At 62.7% G+C, this 15260-nt stretch carries 18 protein-coding genes and 1 riboswitch; of the genes, 1 reads left to right on the top strand and 17 read right to left on the bottom strand.

What is annotated here, in order from left to right; translation table 11 throughout:
* Positions 1–240 precede the first annotated feature (240 nt).
* The 8 genes from lgt to hisI all read right to left on the bottom strand — a co-directional run bounded on the left by lgt (position 241) and on the right by hisI (position 7602).
* Positions 241–1395 carry a prolipoprotein diacylglyceryl transferase gene (lgt, locus tag LDN82_RS09375; protein WP_224167132.1) on the bottom strand — a complete coding sequence of 385 codons (1155 nt, stop codon included), beginning with the start codon at positions 1393–1395 and terminating at the stop codon, positions 241–243.
* A gap of 23 nt (positions 1396–1418) precedes the next feature.
* Entirely contained in the window at positions 1419–2231 is an 813-nt protein-coding gene (gene trpA, locus LDN82_RS09370) for a tryptophan synthase subunit alpha (protein ID WP_224167131.1), read from the bottom strand.
* Entirely contained in the window at positions 2231–3607 is a 1377-nt protein-coding gene (gene trpB / locus LDN82_RS09365; protein ID WP_224167130.1) for a tryptophan synthase subunit beta, read from the bottom strand. Before trpB ends, trpA begins: the two co-directional genes overlap by 1 nt.
* A gap of 113 nt (positions 3608–3720) precedes the next feature.
* Complete coding sequence (gene trpC, locus LDN82_RS09360) at positions 3721–4539, bottom strand: indole-3-glycerol phosphate synthase TrpC (RefSeq protein ID WP_224167129.1); 819 nt, start codon at positions 4537–4539, stop codon at positions 3721–3723.
* 2 nt (positions 4540–4541) lie between these two features.
* Positions 4542–4814, bottom strand: a complete 273-nt coding sequence (locus tag LDN82_RS09355) for an HGxxPAAW family protein (protein ID WP_216923214.1) — start codon at positions 4812–4814, stop codon at positions 4542–4544.
* Positions 4815–4945: 131 nt separating this feature from the next.
* On the bottom strand, positions 4946–5548 hold the full coding sequence (locus tag LDN82_RS09350; RefSeq protein WP_224167128.1) for a Trp biosynthesis-associated membrane protein: 603 nt from the start codon (positions 5546–5548) through the stop codon (positions 4946–4948).
* Positions 5545–7128, bottom strand: a complete 1584-nt coding sequence (locus LDN82_RS09345) for an anthranilate synthase component I (protein ID WP_224167127.1) — start codon at positions 7126–7128, stop codon at positions 5545–5547. Before LDN82_RS09345 ends, LDN82_RS09350 begins: the two co-directional genes overlap by 4 nt.
* Positions 7129–7185: 57 nt before the next feature.
* A complete protein-coding gene (gene hisI, locus LDN82_RS09340) occupies positions 7186–7602 on the bottom strand; it encodes a phosphoribosyl-AMP cyclohydrolase (protein ID WP_224089670.1) in 417 nt (138 codons plus the stop codon).
* Positions 7603–7691: 89 nt separating this feature from the next.
* Between hisI and LDN82_RS09335 the strand changes: the two genes are divergently transcribed.
* Positions 7692–8336, top strand: coding sequence for a TIGR03085 family metal-binding protein (locus LDN82_RS09335; protein ID WP_224090954.1), 645 nt, complete (start codon positions 7692–7694; stop codon positions 8334–8336).
* A gap of 84 nt (positions 8337–8420) precedes the next feature.
* Here the strand turns inward: LDN82_RS09335 and hisF are convergent, their stop codons facing one another.
* From hisF to pnuC, 9 genes are all read right to left on the bottom strand, one after another.
* Positions 8421–9197, bottom strand: coding sequence for an imidazole glycerol phosphate synthase subunit HisF (hisF, locus tag LDN82_RS09330; RefSeq protein ID WP_224089668.1), 777 nt, complete (start codon positions 9195–9197; stop codon positions 8421–8423).
* Between the two features lie 44 nt (positions 9198–9241).
* Positions 9242–10102, bottom strand: a complete 861-nt coding sequence (hisG, locus tag LDN82_RS09325; protein ID WP_224089667.1) for an ATP phosphoribosyltransferase — start codon at positions 10100–10102, stop codon at positions 9242–9244.
* An 84-nt stretch (positions 10103–10186) separates the two neighbouring features.
* Complete coding sequence (locus LDN82_RS09320; protein WP_018778638.1) at positions 10187–10450, bottom strand: phosphoribosyl-ATP diphosphatase; 264 nt, start codon at positions 10448–10450, stop codon at positions 10187–10189.
* Between the two features lie 131 nt (positions 10451–10581).
* Positions 10582–11067: a 6,7-dimethyl-8-ribityllumazine synthase gene (gene ribH, locus LDN82_RS09315; RefSeq protein WP_224167126.1), complete on the bottom strand. Its 486-nt coding sequence runs from the start codon at positions 11065–11067 to the stop codon at positions 10582–10584.
* Between the two features lie 18 nt (positions 11068–11085).
* Positions 11086–11790, bottom strand: coding sequence for a GTP cyclohydrolase II (gene ribA, locus LDN82_RS09310; protein WP_224167125.1), 705 nt, complete (start codon positions 11788–11790; stop codon positions 11086–11088).
* Positions 11787–12482, bottom strand: a complete 696-nt coding sequence (gene ribB / locus LDN82_RS09305) for a 3,4-dihydroxy-2-butanone-4-phosphate synthase (protein ID WP_224167124.1) — start codon at positions 12480–12482, stop codon at positions 11787–11789. Before ribB ends, ribA begins: the two co-directional genes overlap by 4 nt.
* Positions 12479–13162, bottom strand: coding sequence for a riboflavin synthase (locus tag LDN82_RS09300; RefSeq protein ID WP_224167123.1), 684 nt, complete (start codon positions 13160–13162; stop codon positions 12479–12481). The genes ribB and LDN82_RS09300 overlap by 4 nt, the downstream gene beginning before the upstream one ends.
* Positions 13162–14253, bottom strand: a complete 1092-nt coding sequence (gene ribD / locus LDN82_RS09295) for a bifunctional diaminohydroxyphosphoribosylaminopyrimidine deaminase/5-amino-6-(5-phosphoribosylamino)uracil reductase RibD (RefSeq protein WP_224090953.1) — start codon at positions 14251–14253, stop codon at positions 13162–13164. Before ribD ends, LDN82_RS09300 begins: the two co-directional genes overlap by 1 nt.
* Positions 14254–14294: 41 nt before the next feature.
* Entirely contained in the window at positions 14295–14987 is a 693-nt protein-coding gene (gene pnuC, locus LDN82_RS09290; protein ID WP_224167122.1) for a nicotinamide riboside transporter PnuC, read from the bottom strand.
* Positions 14988–15074: 87 nt separating this feature from the next.
* Positions 15075–15229, bottom strand: a riboswitch (FMN riboswitch).
* Between the last annotated feature and the right edge of the window lie 31 nt (positions 15230–15260).

Raw genomic sequence — 15260 nt, 5'->3', positions numbered from 1 at the left:
ATCGTGCGTATGGAAGGGACAACGTTGGCCCCACCTTGCATGCCCTTGTGATGGGCACAACAAAGCGCTAGTTATTGGAATTGTAGGCCAGCCAATCAAGCGCAACTAACAGTTACGCAGACCACTGGCCCCGGCTTGACCAGTGAACATCGGTATGCTGCGATCCGGTTTCCGGGGTGCCACGACGCTGTGGACTGGGCCCTACGAGCGGTGACTCTGTTGCCCCTTTGCCGGAAACGACTACTTGGTGTCGTCAGCTTCCAGCGAGGATCCGGGGGCCTTCCTTGCGGCAGTCGCAGCAGATTCGGACTCCGCCTTGGACGTGCCGTCCGTAAGGGAATCCCCTGCTGCATCCTGCGGCTCGTCAACGTGGCCCGGATCGCTTTGGTTATCTGGGAGATTACCACGGGAACCACTATCCGAGACAGATGGGTCCACATCATGACTGGTGACTCTCGTCACGGATGCCTCATCTTTGGCAGGTGTGGATTCCGGGTCGCGACCCGGCAAATAAGGGGTGTCCGGCTGTGGCCGGCCTCCCCTGCCGAGAACAACGAAGATAACCAGCGCCGCAACAAAGACGAAGATACTCGTCCATACATTCAGCCTGGTGGTGATTCCGAAGAGGCTGATTTGCTCGGCATCGTCAATCCGGAGGGCTTCGATCCACACCCGGCCAAGTGTGTAATACATCGCGTACAGCCAGAACAGGCGTCCCCGGCGGAAGTGGAACTTCCGGTCCAGCAGAAGAAGTATGGCAACGCCCAGGATGTTCCACAGGAATTCATAGAGGAACGTCGGGTGGAAAAGCGTATCCGCCGGCATGCCAGCTGGGAAGTTGGCGTTGGCGGGGTCGATCTGGAGTCCCCACGGCAACGTGGTGGGGGCGCCGAAGAGTTCCTGGTTGAACCAGTTGCCCCAACGTCCGATCGCCTGGGCAAGCAGCAGACCGGGAGCCGCGGCATCCAGGAACGCCGTGAGCTTGACGCCCGCTCGACGGCAACCAATCCAGGCACCCACGGCACCAAGCAGCACGGCACCCCAAATACCGAGGCCACCTCTCTGTATTTGCGGAATCAGGGAGAGGTCACCGGTGCCGTCGAACCCAGGACCAAAGTAGGCATCCGGGGATGAAAACACGTGGTAAAGGCGTCCACCGATGATGCCGAAGGGAATCGCCCAAATAGCGATATCCCACAGGCTTCCCTCCGGGGCTCCCCGTCGCTTCCATCGGGAAGACGTCAGCCACAGGCCGATGATGATTCCCGCCAGGATGCAGAGGGCGTAGGCGTGGATACGCAGCGTCCCCCACGGCAGCGGAATGTCGAAACCGGACCACGATGGGCTCGGGATGCTTAGTGGAACCATTGCCGCTGCGTGGAGGAGGGGCTGCATTGGGCTTCGCTGTTTCCTTTTTCCTAGGCGTCTGCAGCTGCGCGGCCCAAGCCGGCGCTGAGGTTCTTGGTGAGTTGGCCGACGGCGTCAACGCCGCCGTCGCGGAGGGCCGCCACGAGAGCGGTGCCGACGATCACGCCGTCCGCGTACTCAGCTATCTCGCGGACATGGTCCGGGTTGGAAACACCGAGGCCAACGCAAACCCGTTCTGCACCTGCAGCGTGGGCACGTGCCACGACGTCTTCGGCTGTGCTGCTGACAGACTGGCGTGTACCGGTCACGCCCATGATGGAGACGGCATACACGAAGCCGCGGCTGGCCTTGACAGTCATGTCCAGGCGTTCAGGCGTGGATGACGGAGCCACCAGGAAGACCCTGTCCAGTCCGTACTTGTCCGAAGCCTCGAACCACTCACTGGCCTCATCCGGAATAAGGTCCGGAGTAATAAGGCCGGCTCCACCGGATTCAGCCAGGCGGCGGGAGAATTCATCCACGCCCATGCGCATGACCGGGTTCCAATAGGTCATGACCAACACTGCGGCGTCAGTAGCGGCTGTGATCCCTGCAACGACGTCGAAGACATTGGCGACGCGGAAACCGTTGTTGATCGCTTCCGTGGTAGCAGCCTGGATTACAGGCCCATCCATCACGGGATCGGAGTAGGGAATGCCGATCTCAATGAGGTCCGCACCGTTCCGTGCCAGGGAAATGCCTGCATCGATGCTGTCCTGGACCGTGGGGTAGCCCGCAGGAAGGTATCCGACAAGGGCTGCCCGGCCCTCGGCCTTGGCGCGGTCGATGGCGGCAGCGGATTTGCTGGCGAATTGTTCAGTCATCAGTTCTGGTCCTCGTTTACGTCCACGGCTGCTTCGGAGGTGCGCTCTGCAGGACCCTTGGGCTTGCGGGTAGAAAGCGTGGTGCCCTTGACGTGACCTTCTTCGTCCAGCATGTTGAACCACGCGGCTGCTGTTTCGACGTCCTTATCCCCGCGTCCGGACAGGTTCACGATCACGGAGATCTCGGACGGGTCCTCTTTGCCCTCGGTGAGGCGCTTGCCCACTTTAATGGCACCGGCAAGCGCGTGCGCAGACTCGATAGCCGGGATGATGCCCTCCGTCCGGCACAGGAGGCTGAAGGCGTCCATGGCTTCGGTGTCCGTGATTGGCTCGTACGTCACGCGTCCGATGTCCGCCAGGTACGAGTGCTCGGGTCCCACGCTGGGGTAGTCAAGTCCGGCAGAGATCGAGTGGGATTCGATGGTCTGGCCGTCTTCGTCCTGCATCAGGTACGAACGTGCACCATGGAGCACACCGGGACGTCCCAGGGAGATTGCTGCGGCGTGACGCCCCGTCTCAACGCCATCGCCACCGGCTTCAAAGCCGTAGATCTTCACGGAAGCGTCGTCAAGGAAGCTGTGGAACAGGCCGATGGCGTTGGAGCCACCACCAATGCAGGCACAGATGGCGTCGGGCAGCTTGCCGGTCTGGTCCAGGATCTGGGCGCGGGCTTCCTCGCCAATCACTTCGTGGAAGAAGCGGACCATGGCAGGGAACGGGTGGGCTCCGGCAGCGGTACCCAGCAGGTAGTGGGTGGTCTCCACGTTGGAAACCCAATCCCGCAGGGCGTCGTTGATGGCGTCCTTGAGGGTCTGCGAACCGTTGGTCACGGGAACCACAGTGGCGCCGAGCAGTTGCATGCGGGCAACGTTCAAAGCCTGGCGGCGGCAGTCCTCGGCACCCATGTAGACAACGCACTCCAGGCCAAGGAGGGCGGCTGCCGTGGCGCTGGCAACGCCGTGCTGGCCTGCGCCGGTTTCAGCAATGACCCGGGTCTTGCCCATGCGCTTGGCCAGAAGGGCTTGCCCCAGGACGTTGTTGATCTTGTGGGAACCGGTGTGGTTGAGGTCTTCACGCTTGAGGAAAATCCTGGCTCCACCGGCGTGCCGGGAGAAGCGCTTGGCCTCTGTCAGCAGCGAGGGACGCCCGGAGTAGTTCTTGTTGAGGTCCTTCAACTCCGCGAGGAAATCGGGATCGGCTTTCGCTTTCTCGAACGTGTCCTGGACTTCGTCGAGTGCGGCGATAAGTGACTCGGGCATCCAACGGCCACCGTAGTTACCGAAGTACGGCCCGCTTGCGTTGCGCAGCGAATGGCCACCTTGCAGGAATGCGTCGGCCGCATTCTCTTCCGAGCTGGCTGTTGGCGCGTCCACCATCAGTCTCACCGTCCTGTTCCAGTTAGTTCATCGGGTAGTTCCACGTGCCACAAGGCAGCCGCAGGCACAAGCCCGGGCTGCCTCATGGCTATCGCCTTGCTTCAGGTACTGCCTCAGTTCCTGACGGCGATGGCGGCAGCTCCAGCTGCCTTGAATTCGGTGATGCGTTCGCGCGGGGTTGAGTCGCTGACCAGCGCCTCCCCCACCAAAATGGCGTTGGCGCCACTAGCGGCATAGTGTGTGACGTCCTCGGCCGTCCGTACGCCGGACTCCGCCACAATCACAGCCTCAGCCGGAATCAAACCGGCCAGTGAACCGAAAACTGAGCGGTCGACGCCGAGCGTCTTCAGGTTGCGGACGTTGATACCGATGATTTTGGCCTGCGCAGCGACGGCACGCTCAATTTCCTCGTCGGTATGCGTTTCCACCAGCACGTTCATGCCAAGCTCATGGCTGAGGGCGCTGAAGTCAGCCAGCTCCGAATCAGACAAGGCCGCAACGATCAACAGAATGAGGTCCGCACCATGGGCGCGGGCTTCCCAGATCTGGTACTCGTCCACCGTGAAGTCCTTGCGCAGCAAGGGAATATCGACGGCGGCACGTACGGCATCGAGATCCGCCAGCGATCCACCAAAACGTCGCTTTTCGGTAAGGACGCTGATGACCGAAGCCCCTCCATCTTCGTACTGCACAGCAAGCGAGGCAGGGTCATCAATGGGTGCAAGGTCGCCTTTGGACGGGCTTCGACGCTTGATTTCAGCGATGACCTTGAGATCGTCACGATTCGAGGAGGGACCACCCAGGGCAGCCCAGGCGTCACGCGCCGGTGCTGCGGCTGCAACGCGGTCCTTCAGCTCAACGAGGGACACAAGCCGGCGGCGGGCCTCCATGTCCTCCTTGACGCCGACGATGATGTCGTCAAGAACGGTCACGATTAGTGACCGTTGTTCTGCAGCTTGCTGCCACCCACTCCGTAGCCGGCCTTGCGCATGGCCCAACCTACGATGAGGCCGGCCACCATGACCACAACTCCACCGATGAAGATCGGGGTGCTGGCGATGACGAAAGCAATGGAGGAAATCAGGGCGCCGACCAGCATCACAATCACGCAGGTCCAGGCAGCCGGGCTGTTACCGTGGCCGATGGCATCAGCGTGGCTGGCCATGGTGGAGGTAGCTTGGTTTGCGGACACTGTGGTTTTGCTCATGTGGAATCTCCTCAGGATGAATACTGCTTACATTCTGCCATTTATTGACGGCGGCCGGGACATCGTCCGACGTCAGGACCAGCGCCGGCGCTTATGTTGCGCCAGACCGGCCCGAAAGATTGCTGGACCGCCTACGTTGGGTCTTCGCCGCGGGAAAGACTGTCCCAGCTGTCGATCTCGTCCACGGGTCCGCTACCGCGTTCCTTGACGGCAGCGGCGTCGTACTTGGTCCGGGTTTTCCAATGCCGTCCTGCCAGCGGCAAGACCACTGCACAGACGGCAAGCAGGGCACCGGCCACGATAGCCAGGACGGGGAAGACCGTTGTGGCCACGTTCGCCTGACCTCCCGAGATGCCCGTTGCCGCAGCGATGGAACCCTGGGCTGCGCCGAGAGGATCGGACAGGACCGTAGCGGCTGCCAGGATTATCCCGGCAGCGGACAGGGCAAGGAGGGCCGCGATGATCCAGCGGGCGATCCGCCCTGCGATGGAAGCCGCCAACCCACCGGCAAGCGCTACGAGCGCCAGAGCGGTAACGGCCGTGGCTGCCTTGCTGCCCTGAACGTGAAGGTCGCTGTTGGAGGCAGCTGTGGGATCAAGTCGGACCTCGATCCAGGTCTGCGTGGTGGTTCCAAAGACAGCTAGTGCCAGAAGTGCCGTTGCAAGAACAAGCGTTGACTTCCGTGCCCAACGCGGCGGTGTGGTCGCCGCGGGTCCCGGTGCTTCAGCGGTCATGAGGCGGGCGTCCCGCCGTCGACGATTCCTGCGTCCCGGACTGTCTCGGCGGAAATGTTCTGCAAAGAACCGGCCGTGTGCACGGCCCGAAGCGGCGCAGCGGCCTTGTTCACGGTTTCAAGAGCTTCCGATGGCTTGTGGGAATCGGCAACGATCCCGCCGCCGGCCTGCACGTAGGCACGGCCTTCCCGCAGCAACGCAGAACGGATGGCAATCGCCATGTCCATGTCACCGGCGAAGTCCAGGTAGCCCACCACGCCACCGTAGATACCACGGCGGTGCGGTTCGAGTTCGTCCAGGAGGCGCAACGCCCGCGGCTTCGGGGCTCCGGAAAGCGTACCCGCGGGGAAAGTTGCCTTGAGGACGTCGTAGGCCTTGGCATGCGGAGCCAACTCTCCCACCACGGTGGACACCAGGTGCATGATGTGGCTGAACCGCTCCACCTCCATGAACTGCGTGACGTCAACCGTGCCGGCCACGCACACCTTGGAGAGGTCGTTGCGTGAAAGGTCGACCAGCATAAGGTGCTCGGCGCGCTCCTTCTGGTCGGCCAGCAGTTCCGTGGCCAGGGCTTTGTCGGCTTCAACAGTCTTGCCACGGGGACGCGATCCGGCGATGGGGTGCGTAATGACTTCGCCGCCGGTTACCGTCACCAATGCCTCCGGTGAGGAACCAACGATCGAGTACTCGCGGCCGTCAGCATCCTCGAGGCTGAAGATGTACATGTAGGGGCTCGGGTTGGTGTTGCGCAGTACGCGGTAAACGTCCAGGGGGTCGGCCTCGCACTCCATTTCGAAGCGGCGTGAAATGACGACCTGGAAGACCTCGCCATCGACGATCGCCTCCTTGCCGCGATCGATGGCTTCCAGGTACTTGGCCTCGTCCCAGCGTTCCTGCACGCTCGACGCAAAATCCAGTGCGGCCGGCTCCAGCACCGAAACCGGCTGGGCGACAGGCGTGCTGACCTGGTCCAGTAGCGCTTTAACCCGCGCCACGGCGTCGTGCCAGGCGTCGTCCACACGCTCGGAACTGTTGTCGAAGTTGATCGCGTTGGCGATCAGCAGGACAGTGCCATCCACGTTGTCGTGCACTGCCATGTCGGTGACCAGGTTCAGGGCCATCTCAGGCAGCTGCAGGTCGTCTTCCGGCGGTGCCGTCAGCTTCTCCCAATGGCGCACGGCTTCCCAACCCAGGAACCCAACGAGCCCTGACGTAAAGGGCGGCAGCCCTTCAAAACGATCAGTTTGCAGGGCTGCGATGGTGTCACGGACTGCCTCCACCGGGTTGCCTGCCACGGGCACGCCGACCGGTGGCTCACCGATCCAGTGTGCCTGGCCATCCTTGGTGGTCAGGGTGGCGCGGGACTTGGCACCAATGAAGGAATAGCGGGACCAGGCCCCGCCAACGGCTGCCGACTCCAGGAGGAAAGTACCGGGCTGGCCCTTGGCGAGCTTACGGTACAGGCCGATGGGGGTCTCGGCGTCGGCCAGGACTTTGAGTCGGACAGGGATGACACGGCTGTGGACGGCGAGTTCGCGGAACTCTTCCAGGCCCGGGCTGATGATTCCAAGGTCCTGCATGGCTATTGTTCTCCGCCTTTGGTCTTAGGTGGTGCGTCAGGGAAACTAGGGGATGCCTTAATCGCGGTGGCCCGTTACAACCGAAAAGTCGCGCCCGTCGAAGCAGGTCCGGGTACCGGTGTGGCAGGCTGCGCCGATCTGGTCAACGCGGACCAGGAGGGCATCGCCGTCGCAGTCAAGGGCGACTGACTTCACGAACTGTACGTGCCCTGAAGTGTCGCCCTTGCGCCAGTATTCCTGGCGGGAGCGTGAGTAGAAGGTCACGCGTCCCGTGGTCATGGTGCGGCGAAGTGCCTCGTCATCCATCCAGCCCAGCATGAGGACCTCATGGGTATCGTGCTGCTGGATGATGGCGGCTACAAGGCCTGCGGAATCGCGCTTAAGTGCGCTGGCGATCTCCTGCGGCAGGGTGTCCGCGGGGTCGCTGGAGAGCTCCACGGCAGGAGTTGGACTGGGGGCGGACTGCTCTGACATCAGATCAAGTCTAGTGCCTTTGATGGGAGGCGTATTCTGCGGCGGTTCCACTGCGCAACCTTGCCCTGATCGTGCTAGTTTCACAAGTGATGCATTTCGTCGATCCTTCCCGAGAAGTACTGGCCGAAACCCTGCTGGCGGCCGGACCTGACTCCCCCACGCTCTGCCAAGGGTGGCTCACCCGGGATCTTGCGGCGCACCTCTACCTGCGGGAGCGCAAAGCGGCCGTGGGCATTGGCCTCCTGATCCCCAGCCTCGGCAAGGCTTCGGACAAAGCGACGGCCAAACTTGCCGCCAAGCTCAAGACCACCGACGACTACGCGGAACTCGTCAAGACGTTCCGTGCAGGACCGCCGGCCCTTTCCCCTCTGAAGATCAAGGCGCTGGACGAAACGTCGAATCTCATTGAATATTTCGTCCACACCGAGGACATCCGCCGCGCAAGTGACCGCTGGGCGCCCAGGGCCCTCGACGAAGCGTACTCGGATGCCTTGTGGGATGAACTGATCAAGCGGGCGGCTTTCCTTTACCGCGGTGTGGACCTCGGCATCGTTCTGGTGCGGCCCTCGGGCCCCCGCCACGTGGCCAAACGCGCACCGGTGTCGGTTGCGATTGTCGGCGAACCCGGCGAGTTGCTGATGCATGCCCACGGCCGCACCAGCCAGGCCCTCGTCACCTTCGAAGGCCAGCCGGACGCCGTCGCGCTTCTACAAACCGCAGACATCGGCCTTTAAAACAAGCAACGCGGGGTCACTTAGGGCCCATCATCCTTGCGGAGATGGGCCGGAAGTGACCCCGCGTTGCTTTTGGCGATAGAGCTACCTGACTTCGAAGCCAGCCTCGCGAATTGCTGCTTTGACTTGGGCGATCATGTCATCCGGACCGAAGTGGAACACCGAAGCTGCCAGCACCGCATCGGCTCCGGCTTGCACGGCTGGAGGGAAATGCGCAGGCTTCCCGGCACCACCGGAGGCGATGATCGGTATGTTGACTGCCCCACGGACAAGACGGATCAGTTCAAGGTCGAATCCGTCCTTGGTGCCGTCAGCGTCGATCGAGTTCAGTAGGATTTCTCCCACGCCCCGGTCCGCGGCTTCCTTGGCCCAGGCGATGGCGTCGATTCCCGTCCCGGTCCGGCCACCGTGGGTGGTGACTTCAAAACCGGACGACGTCGGGGCGTCGCCTTCGCGGGTCCGGCGCGCATCCACGGAGAGCACCAGGACCTGGGAGCCGAAGTGGCGCGTGATTTCATCAATGACCTCAGGCCGGGCCACAGCGGCGGTGTTGATCGATGCCTTGTCAGCGCCGAAGCGCAGGAGCTTATCCACCTCAGCCACGCCACGCACGCCGCCACCGACGGTCAGCGGAATGAAGACTTCCTCGGCCGTGCGGCGAACGACATCGAACGTGGTTTCGCGGTTGCCCGATGATGCGGTGACATCCAGGAACGTCAGTTCATCCGCACCGCCATTGTCATAACGGTGCGCCAGTTCCACCGGGTCTCCGGCGTCCCGCAAGCCCTCGAAGTTGACGCCTTTGACCACGCGGCCGGCATCGACGTCCAGGCAGGGAATGACGCGTACGGCTACAGCCATGTGCTTACTCCTAGAATTCTGCTCTGCTCGATGGTGATGCTGGATCAGATACGGCAGGCGTGGATGCTGCTGACCAGGATGGCGCGGGCGCCCAGATCGTACAGCTCGTCCATGATGCGGTTGGTTTCCTTCTTGGGGACCATCGAACGCACGGCCACCCATTCCGAATCCCGCAACGGGGAAACGGTGGGTGATTCAAGGCCAGGGGTGAGTGCGGCAGCATCCTCCACCAGATCCTTGCGGATGTCGTAGTCCATCAACACGTACTGCCGGGCCACAAGGACGCCCTGCAGACGGCGGATGAGGACGTCGATTTCCTTGGCGGTGCCATTCGCGGCACCACCGGGACCTGTGCGCCTGATGAGCACGGCCTCGGACTTAAGAATGGGATCACCGAAGATTTCCATTCCGGCTGCCTTGAGGGTGTTGCCCGTCTCGACCACGTCGGCAATGGCGTCCGCGACGCCGAGCCGGACCGATGACTCGACGGCCCCGTCCAGTCGGACCACCTTGGCGTTCACGCCGCGATCCGCCAGATAGTCGCGCAGGAGCCCGTCGTAACTGGTAGCGAGGCGCTTGCCTTCGAGCTGCTCGACGCCGGTGAAGTCACCTACGGGGCCGGCGAAACGGAAAGTAGAAGGGGCAAAGCCCAAGGGAAGGAGTTCTTCGGCTTCCACCTTTGCGTCCAGCAAGAGGTCGCGTCCGGTGATTCCGACGTCCAGGGTTCCCTGGCCCACATACACCGCGATGTCGCGGGGGCGCAGGAAGAAGAACTCAATGTCATTGTCGGGATCAACCATGACCAGTTCGCGGGTGTCGCGGCGCTGGCGGTAACCGGCCTCGGACAACATTGCAGAGGCGGCTTCTGACAGGGATCCCTTGTTGGGGACTGCTACACGGAGCATGGGGAGACTTTCTGTTTGGAATGGAGGTTTTCAGGCACTTCGGCCACGCAGCTGGCTCCGCTTATTGAAGACGGAGTGGCGTGGCTAGAGATGCTTGTAAACGTCTTCCAGGCTGAGGCCCTTGGCGAGCATGAGGACCTGCAGGTGGTACAGCAACTGGGAGATTTCCTCGGCAGCAGCTTCATCGGATTCGTACTCGGCGGCCATCCACACTTCGGCGGCCTCTTCGACCACTTTCTTACCGATGCCGTGGATTCCGGAGTCCAGTTCGGCAACCGTGCGCGAGCCTGCCGGGCGGGTCGCTGCTTTCTCACTCAGTTCTGCGAACAGCGTCTCGAAATTCTTCACGCCCTACAGACTACTTGCTTAGGGGCTGGCACCGCTTGTTGGGGCGTTGCATGACGAAGGGGATGTGAATGAAGACACACGCACATCCCCTTCAACGCCCGCTGACCAGTGTCAGCTGGACTGCTTCCGCGTCAGCTGTACTGCTTCAGCGTCACTGCCGTGGCAAGGGCCGCGGTCACTGCCTCGTGTCCCTTGTCTTCATTGGAGCCCGGGAGGCCCGCCCGGTCCAAGCCCTGCTGTTCCGTATCGCAGGTCAGTACGCCGAACCCGACCGGAACGCCGGTGCGGACGCTGACATCGGTGAGTCCCGACGTCGCGGCCTGGCATACGTACTCGAAGTGCGGCGTACCGCCGCGGATAACAACACCGAGGGCCACGACGGCGTCGAAGTGCGGTGCGAGCCGGGCCGCGGCAACCGGGAGTTCGAAGCTGCCGGGGACGCGCAGCAGGGTGGGCTCGGCGATGCCGGCTTCCTTCGCCGCGCGGAGGGCACCATCAACCAGTCCATCCATGATCTGGGTATGCCAGCTGGCTGCCACAATGGCGAGCCTGAGCTGCGAGGTTTCCTCGGGCTTGAGGGTGGTGAGGTCGATAGTGGGGGCGCCGTGTCCGCTCATTGTTTGATGGAATTCCGTTCAGTCTTGTTCGTTGTCAAAGGGGCTTCGGGACGGAGTCTTTCCGTTGCCGACAGGCTCGGTTTCGAGCGTCAGACGGTGATCCATCCGGTCTTTCTTGGTCTGCAAATAGCGAACGTTCTGTTCACGCGAAGGGACCTCGGTGGGAACCATTTCCACCACTGAGACGCCGGCCTGGGCCAGGCGGTTCTGCTTGTCCGGATTGTTGCTGAGCAAACGGACTTCATGCAGTCCCATCTCGGCCAGGATCTGACCCGCGGCACTGTAAGAGCGCGCGTCTACGGGCAATCCCAGCTGTTCGTTGGCCTCGACGGTATCGAAACCGGCTTCCTGCAGAGCGTAGGCCTTGATCTTGTTGGCCAGGCCAATGCCTCGCCCTTCCTGGCCCCGCAAGTACAGCAGCGTCCCACCTTCAGCGTGGATGAGCTCCAGGGCAAACGCCAATTGCTCGCCGCAATCGCAACGATAAGATCCGAAGACGTCGCCGGTGAGGCATTCGGAATGCAGGCGCACGAGTGGCGCCTGGCCATCCTTGGGCGCGTTGGGGGAACTCACGGCAAGGTGTTCCACACCCGTAACGTGGTCCGTCCAGGCCTGGGCTACAAAGTCACCAAAGGCGGTGGGCAGCTGGACAATCGGGCCGCCGCTCACCGGGTGGGGCGTGGGCTCGGTGTCGTCGCTGCTGCGCGTTGTCGGTGCGGTCATCGCTTCTCCTCGTCTGCCACTGAAACGTGTGCCGTCTGGGACTCTACCGCGTCAACGTATGCCACCAGATCCTCAATGGAGATGAGGGGGCATCCGTGTTCGGCGGCGAAATCGCGCAAGCTGTCCAGGCGCATCATTTCACCATCGTCATGTACCAACTCAGCGATCACGCCCACCGGAGCAAGCCCGGCAAGCCGACACAGGTCCACGGCTGCTTCCGTGTGTCCCGGACGTTCACGCACTCCCCCCTTAACCGCCCGCAGCGGGAAAATATGCCCGGGGCGTGTAATCGCCGCCGGAGTGCTCTGCGGGTCGGCGAGGATCCGGGCCGTCAATGCGCGGTCCGTGGCCGAAATACCAGTGCTCACTCCAATCGCCGCATCGCAGGAAACGGTGTAGGCGGTGCCTTTGGCGTCCTCATTGACTGCCACCATGGGCGGAAGCGCCAGGGCGTCCGCCCGTTCCGCTTCAAGCGGAACGCAAATGACGCCCGATGAATACCGGATGGTCCACCCCATGAGGGCGGGCGTGGCATGTTCGGCAGCGAAAATGATGTCGCCTTCGTTCTCGCGGTCTTCGTTGTCCACCACGATGACTGCCTGGCCGGCAGCCATCGCCGCGATCGCAGATTCCACGGGATCCAGGCCTGTACGACCCGACGCCGGCGAGACCGTCTTGGTCGGGGTGCTCATCGCGCAACCTCCTGGTTCTCGGCAGACGCGCTGGCTGTCTCCGCGCTGGCGCGGTGCGCCGGGGAGCCCTGTGGAGCAAAGGACAGGAGCCGCTCGGTGTATTTAGCGAGCACATCCACTTCCAGGTTTACCCGTGCGCCAACCGGCTTGGCCCCCAGACCTGTCTCCTCCAAGGTCGTAGGAATGAGCCCTACCTCGAACCACGGAGCCGCTTCAGCAGCGGCGCTCACTGCCGTTACGGTCAGTGAAACACCGTCGACGGCGATCGAACCTTTCTCGGCAATGTACCGTGCCAGCGGCCCAGGGACGCCAAACCGCAAACGATCCCAGTTGCCCAGCGGCTCCCGTTCCAGCAGCTCACCCACGCCGTCAACATGTCCTTGGACCACATGGCCGTCCAGGCGCCCGCCAGCAGGGACGCAGCGCTCGAGGTTCACGGTGTCGCCCGCGGCCAACTCGCCGATGGTGGTGCGGACCAGGGTCTCCCCCATGACGTCGACGCTGAAATCCTGCCCGTCAATCCGGGTTGCGGTGAGGCAGACTCCGTTGACTGCGATGGAACCTCCCAGGGCCAGGCCCTCGGTGCTGGTCGGGGCTTTCAGCCGCAACGTCGCGCTGGCATCGCCGTCGCGGTCAATACCCAGGACGGTGCCCTGTTCGGCAACGATTCCGGTAAACATCAGTGTCCTCCTGTGACGTATTCCGCAGCTTCACTGCGCGGAATGGAATTCTTGGTTGTGCTGGCCGCTGCTGTGGCGACCGCTGATCTCATTGACCGCAGATGCAGCCGAAGGTCGTTGCCGAGGGTCTGTACAGCCCCGCCACCGGCATCGTCCCAGGCCCAATGTTGGGCATCGGCCAGCGTGGTGATGCCGAGGTCGTTCAGCGCAGGCGTTCCGGATCCCAATAGGGTTGGAGCAAGATAGACGATCAGTTCGTCCACCAATCCAGCAGCAAGGAACGTACTGAGGATGCTGGAACCGCCTTCCACCATGAGGTGCCTGACGCCTTGATGGAACAGTTGGCTGAGCGCTTCCGCCGGATCCCTGGTCTGCAGGTGCACGAAACGGCCATCGGTTCCGCGTACTGCAGCGTCTTCGGGAACGTCCCGCAAACCCATGACGGCGCGGAGCGGCTGGCGCTGCGCGAGGCTGCCGTCGGATGCCCGGGCCGTCAGACGTGGATTGTCGATAAGTACCGTGCCAGTGCCCACCAGGATCGCATCGATGAGGCCCCGCAATCCGTGGTTGTCCGCGAGGGACTCAGGACTGGAGATCCATTGGCTGGTACCGTCCACTGCGGCGATGCGGCTGTCCAGCGTCTGGGCGATGTGCAAGGTGACGAACGGACGTTGGGTTGCGACGGCGTCGAACCATTCCCGATTGAGGTCAAACGCCTTGTCGGCACCGAGGCCGGATTCGACGTCGACTCCCGCGGCTTGCAGCGTGCGGGCACCGCCCGCGGCGGGATCGTGGGGATCATCGACGGCGTAAATCACCTTGGAGATCCCGGCCTCAATGATGGCCTGTGCGCAGGGACCGGTGCGGCCCACGTGGTTGCAGGGCTCCAGGGTGACCACCATGGTGGTTCCTGCAAGATCCACGCCCTGACGGCGTGCCTCAAGAATGGCATCTGCCTCGGCGTGGGCTGTGCCGGCTCCCCGATGGTAGCCAACGGCGAGCTGTTCTCCTCCGGGGCTGAGCACAACGGCGCCCACCAACGGGTTTGCTCCACGCGGCCCGCCCAAGGCAGCTGCAAGGGCCACATCCATAGCCGCAGCCTCGGCGGTATTGAAGAGTTTGGGGTTCAGAGTCACGGAGCGACTCCTACTACAGCAGGGGCCGTGACGGTCGTGGCACGTTCGCGCTTCTCTGCCCGCCACCACACGAAGAAACCGGTCAACGTAAAGAATCCGTAGAAAAGATACATGACGGCACTGGCGTAGTACCCGGCGCTGAAGAGCAACGGGACGCCGACTATGTCAACGGCCACCCAGATGAGCCAGAACTCGGTCCATCCCCGGGCCATACCGTATGTGGCCAGCAGGGAACCTGTGAAGGTCCAGGCATCAGCCCACACGGGCGGGTAGGAGCCCAGCGCGTCGAAGAGGGGTGTCAGGGCGGCCGTTCCGGCCACCATTGCCCCAAGGAGGGCGATGCGGACTTTGTTACTGGCCCAGCCCGGGACGATTGCGCGTCCCTGGTTGCTGGCCTGCCGCCCTTGCTGCCAGCGGTACCAACCGTAGACGGCCACCGCTATGAACATGATCTGCCGTGCAGCCTGTCCCCATAGGGTTGCCGGGGTGGCTGCGCCGAAAACGTTGCCGAGGAAGACCGTCAGCAGGAGGATATTTCCCAGAATGCCTACAGGCCACGCCCAGACTTTGCGGCGCATTCCGCCGAGGGCGCTGGCGAGCCCAAAGATGTTGCCAAGCACTTCGCGTAAGACAAGCGCAGATCCTCCAACGGGAATCTGTGCTTCGAAGAGCCATCGCAGAAAGTCCATGCCGTTCCTTCCCAGTAAGCCGCGATGGCTCCGGGGGTGTACGACAGCGCACTGCGCGGCGTCCCTAAGGACGCACACAGCATGACTGTACGTGCTTCTCCCATCCAGACTTTAACTGTCGGTACCGGAATTCCACCGGTTCAACCGTTTGCCAGCGGGATTCCAATGACTTGGATCCCAAGGCGCGCGGGTCGCGGACTATAACCGCCGGTTCGGACTTACACCGACCCCGGAGCACGTATGTGTGTTGCTATTCTGCCACAACTGCGGAGA

Origin of the sequence: Arthrobacter sp. StoSoilA2 (genome assembly GCF_019977195.1) — a bacterium.
GTDB lineage: Bacteria > Actinomycetota > Actinomycetes > Actinomycetales > Micrococcaceae > Arthrobacter.
The sequence above is the reverse complement of the archived record's forward strand: the minus strand, read 5'-3'. Positions and strand labels throughout refer to the sequence as shown.

What these genes read in the sequence shown, in the direction of transcription:
- lgt (WP_224167132.1), bottom strand. Translation starts at nt 1,395, where the DNA reads ATGCAGCCCCTCCTCCACGCAGCGGCAATGGTTCCACTAAGCATCCCG.
- trpA (WP_224167131.1), bottom strand. Translation starts at nt 2,231, where the DNA reads ATGACTGAACAATTCGCCAGCAAATCCGCTGCCGCCATCGACCGCGCC.
- trpB (WP_224167130.1), bottom strand. Translation starts at nt 3,607, where the DNA reads ATGGTGGACGCGCCAACAGCCAGCTCGGAAGAGAATGCGGCCGACGCA.
- LDN82_RS09355 (WP_216923214.1), bottom strand. Translation starts at nt 4,814, where the DNA reads ATGAGCAAAACCACAGTGTCCGCAAACCAAGCTACCTCCACCATGGCC.
- LDN82_RS09350 (WP_224167128.1), bottom strand. Translation starts at nt 5,548, where the DNA reads ATGACCGCTGAAGCACCGGGACCCGCGGCGACCACACCGCCGCGTTGG.
- LDN82_RS09345 (WP_224167127.1), bottom strand. Translation starts at nt 7,128, where the DNA reads ATGCAGGACCTTGGAATCATCAGCCCGGGCCTGGAAGAGTTCCGCGAA.
- hisI (WP_224089670.1), bottom strand. Translation starts at nt 7,602, where the DNA reads ATGTCAGAGCAGTCCGCCCCCAGTCCAACTCCTGCCGTGGAGCTCTCC.
- LDN82_RS09335 (WP_224090954.1), top strand. Translation starts at nt 7,692, where the DNA reads ATGCATTTCGTCGATCCTTCCCGAGAAGTACTGGCCGAAACCCTGCTG.
- hisF (WP_224089668.1), bottom strand. Translation starts at nt 9,197, where the DNA reads ATGGCTGTAGCCGTACGCGTCATTCCCTGCCTGGACGTCGATGCCGGC.
- hisG (WP_224089667.1), bottom strand. Translation starts at nt 10,102, where the DNA reads ATGCTCCGTGTAGCAGTCCCCAACAAGGGATCCCTGTCAGAAGCCGCC.
- ribH (WP_224167126.1), bottom strand. Translation starts at nt 11,067, where the DNA reads ATGAGCGGACACGGCGCCCCCACTATCGACCTCACCACCCTCAAGCCC.
- ribA (WP_224167125.1), bottom strand. Translation starts at nt 11,790, where the DNA reads ATGACCGCACCGACAACGCGCAGCAGCGACGACACCGAGCCCACGCCC.
- ribB (WP_224167124.1), bottom strand. Translation starts at nt 12,482, where the DNA reads ATGAGCACCCCGACCAAGACGGTCTCGCCGGCGTCGGGTCGTACAGGC.
- LDN82_RS09300 (WP_224167123.1), bottom strand. Translation starts at nt 13,162, where the DNA reads ATGTTTACCGGAATCGTTGCCGAACAGGGCACCGTCCTGGGTATTGAC.
- ribD (WP_224090953.1), bottom strand. Translation starts at nt 14,253, where the DNA reads ATGGATGTGGCCCTTGCAGCTGCCTTGGGCGGGCCGCGTGGAGCAAAC.
- pnuC (WP_224167122.1), bottom strand. Translation starts at nt 14,987, where the DNA reads ATGGACTTTCTGCGATGGCTCTTCGAAGCACAGATTCCCGTTGGAGGA.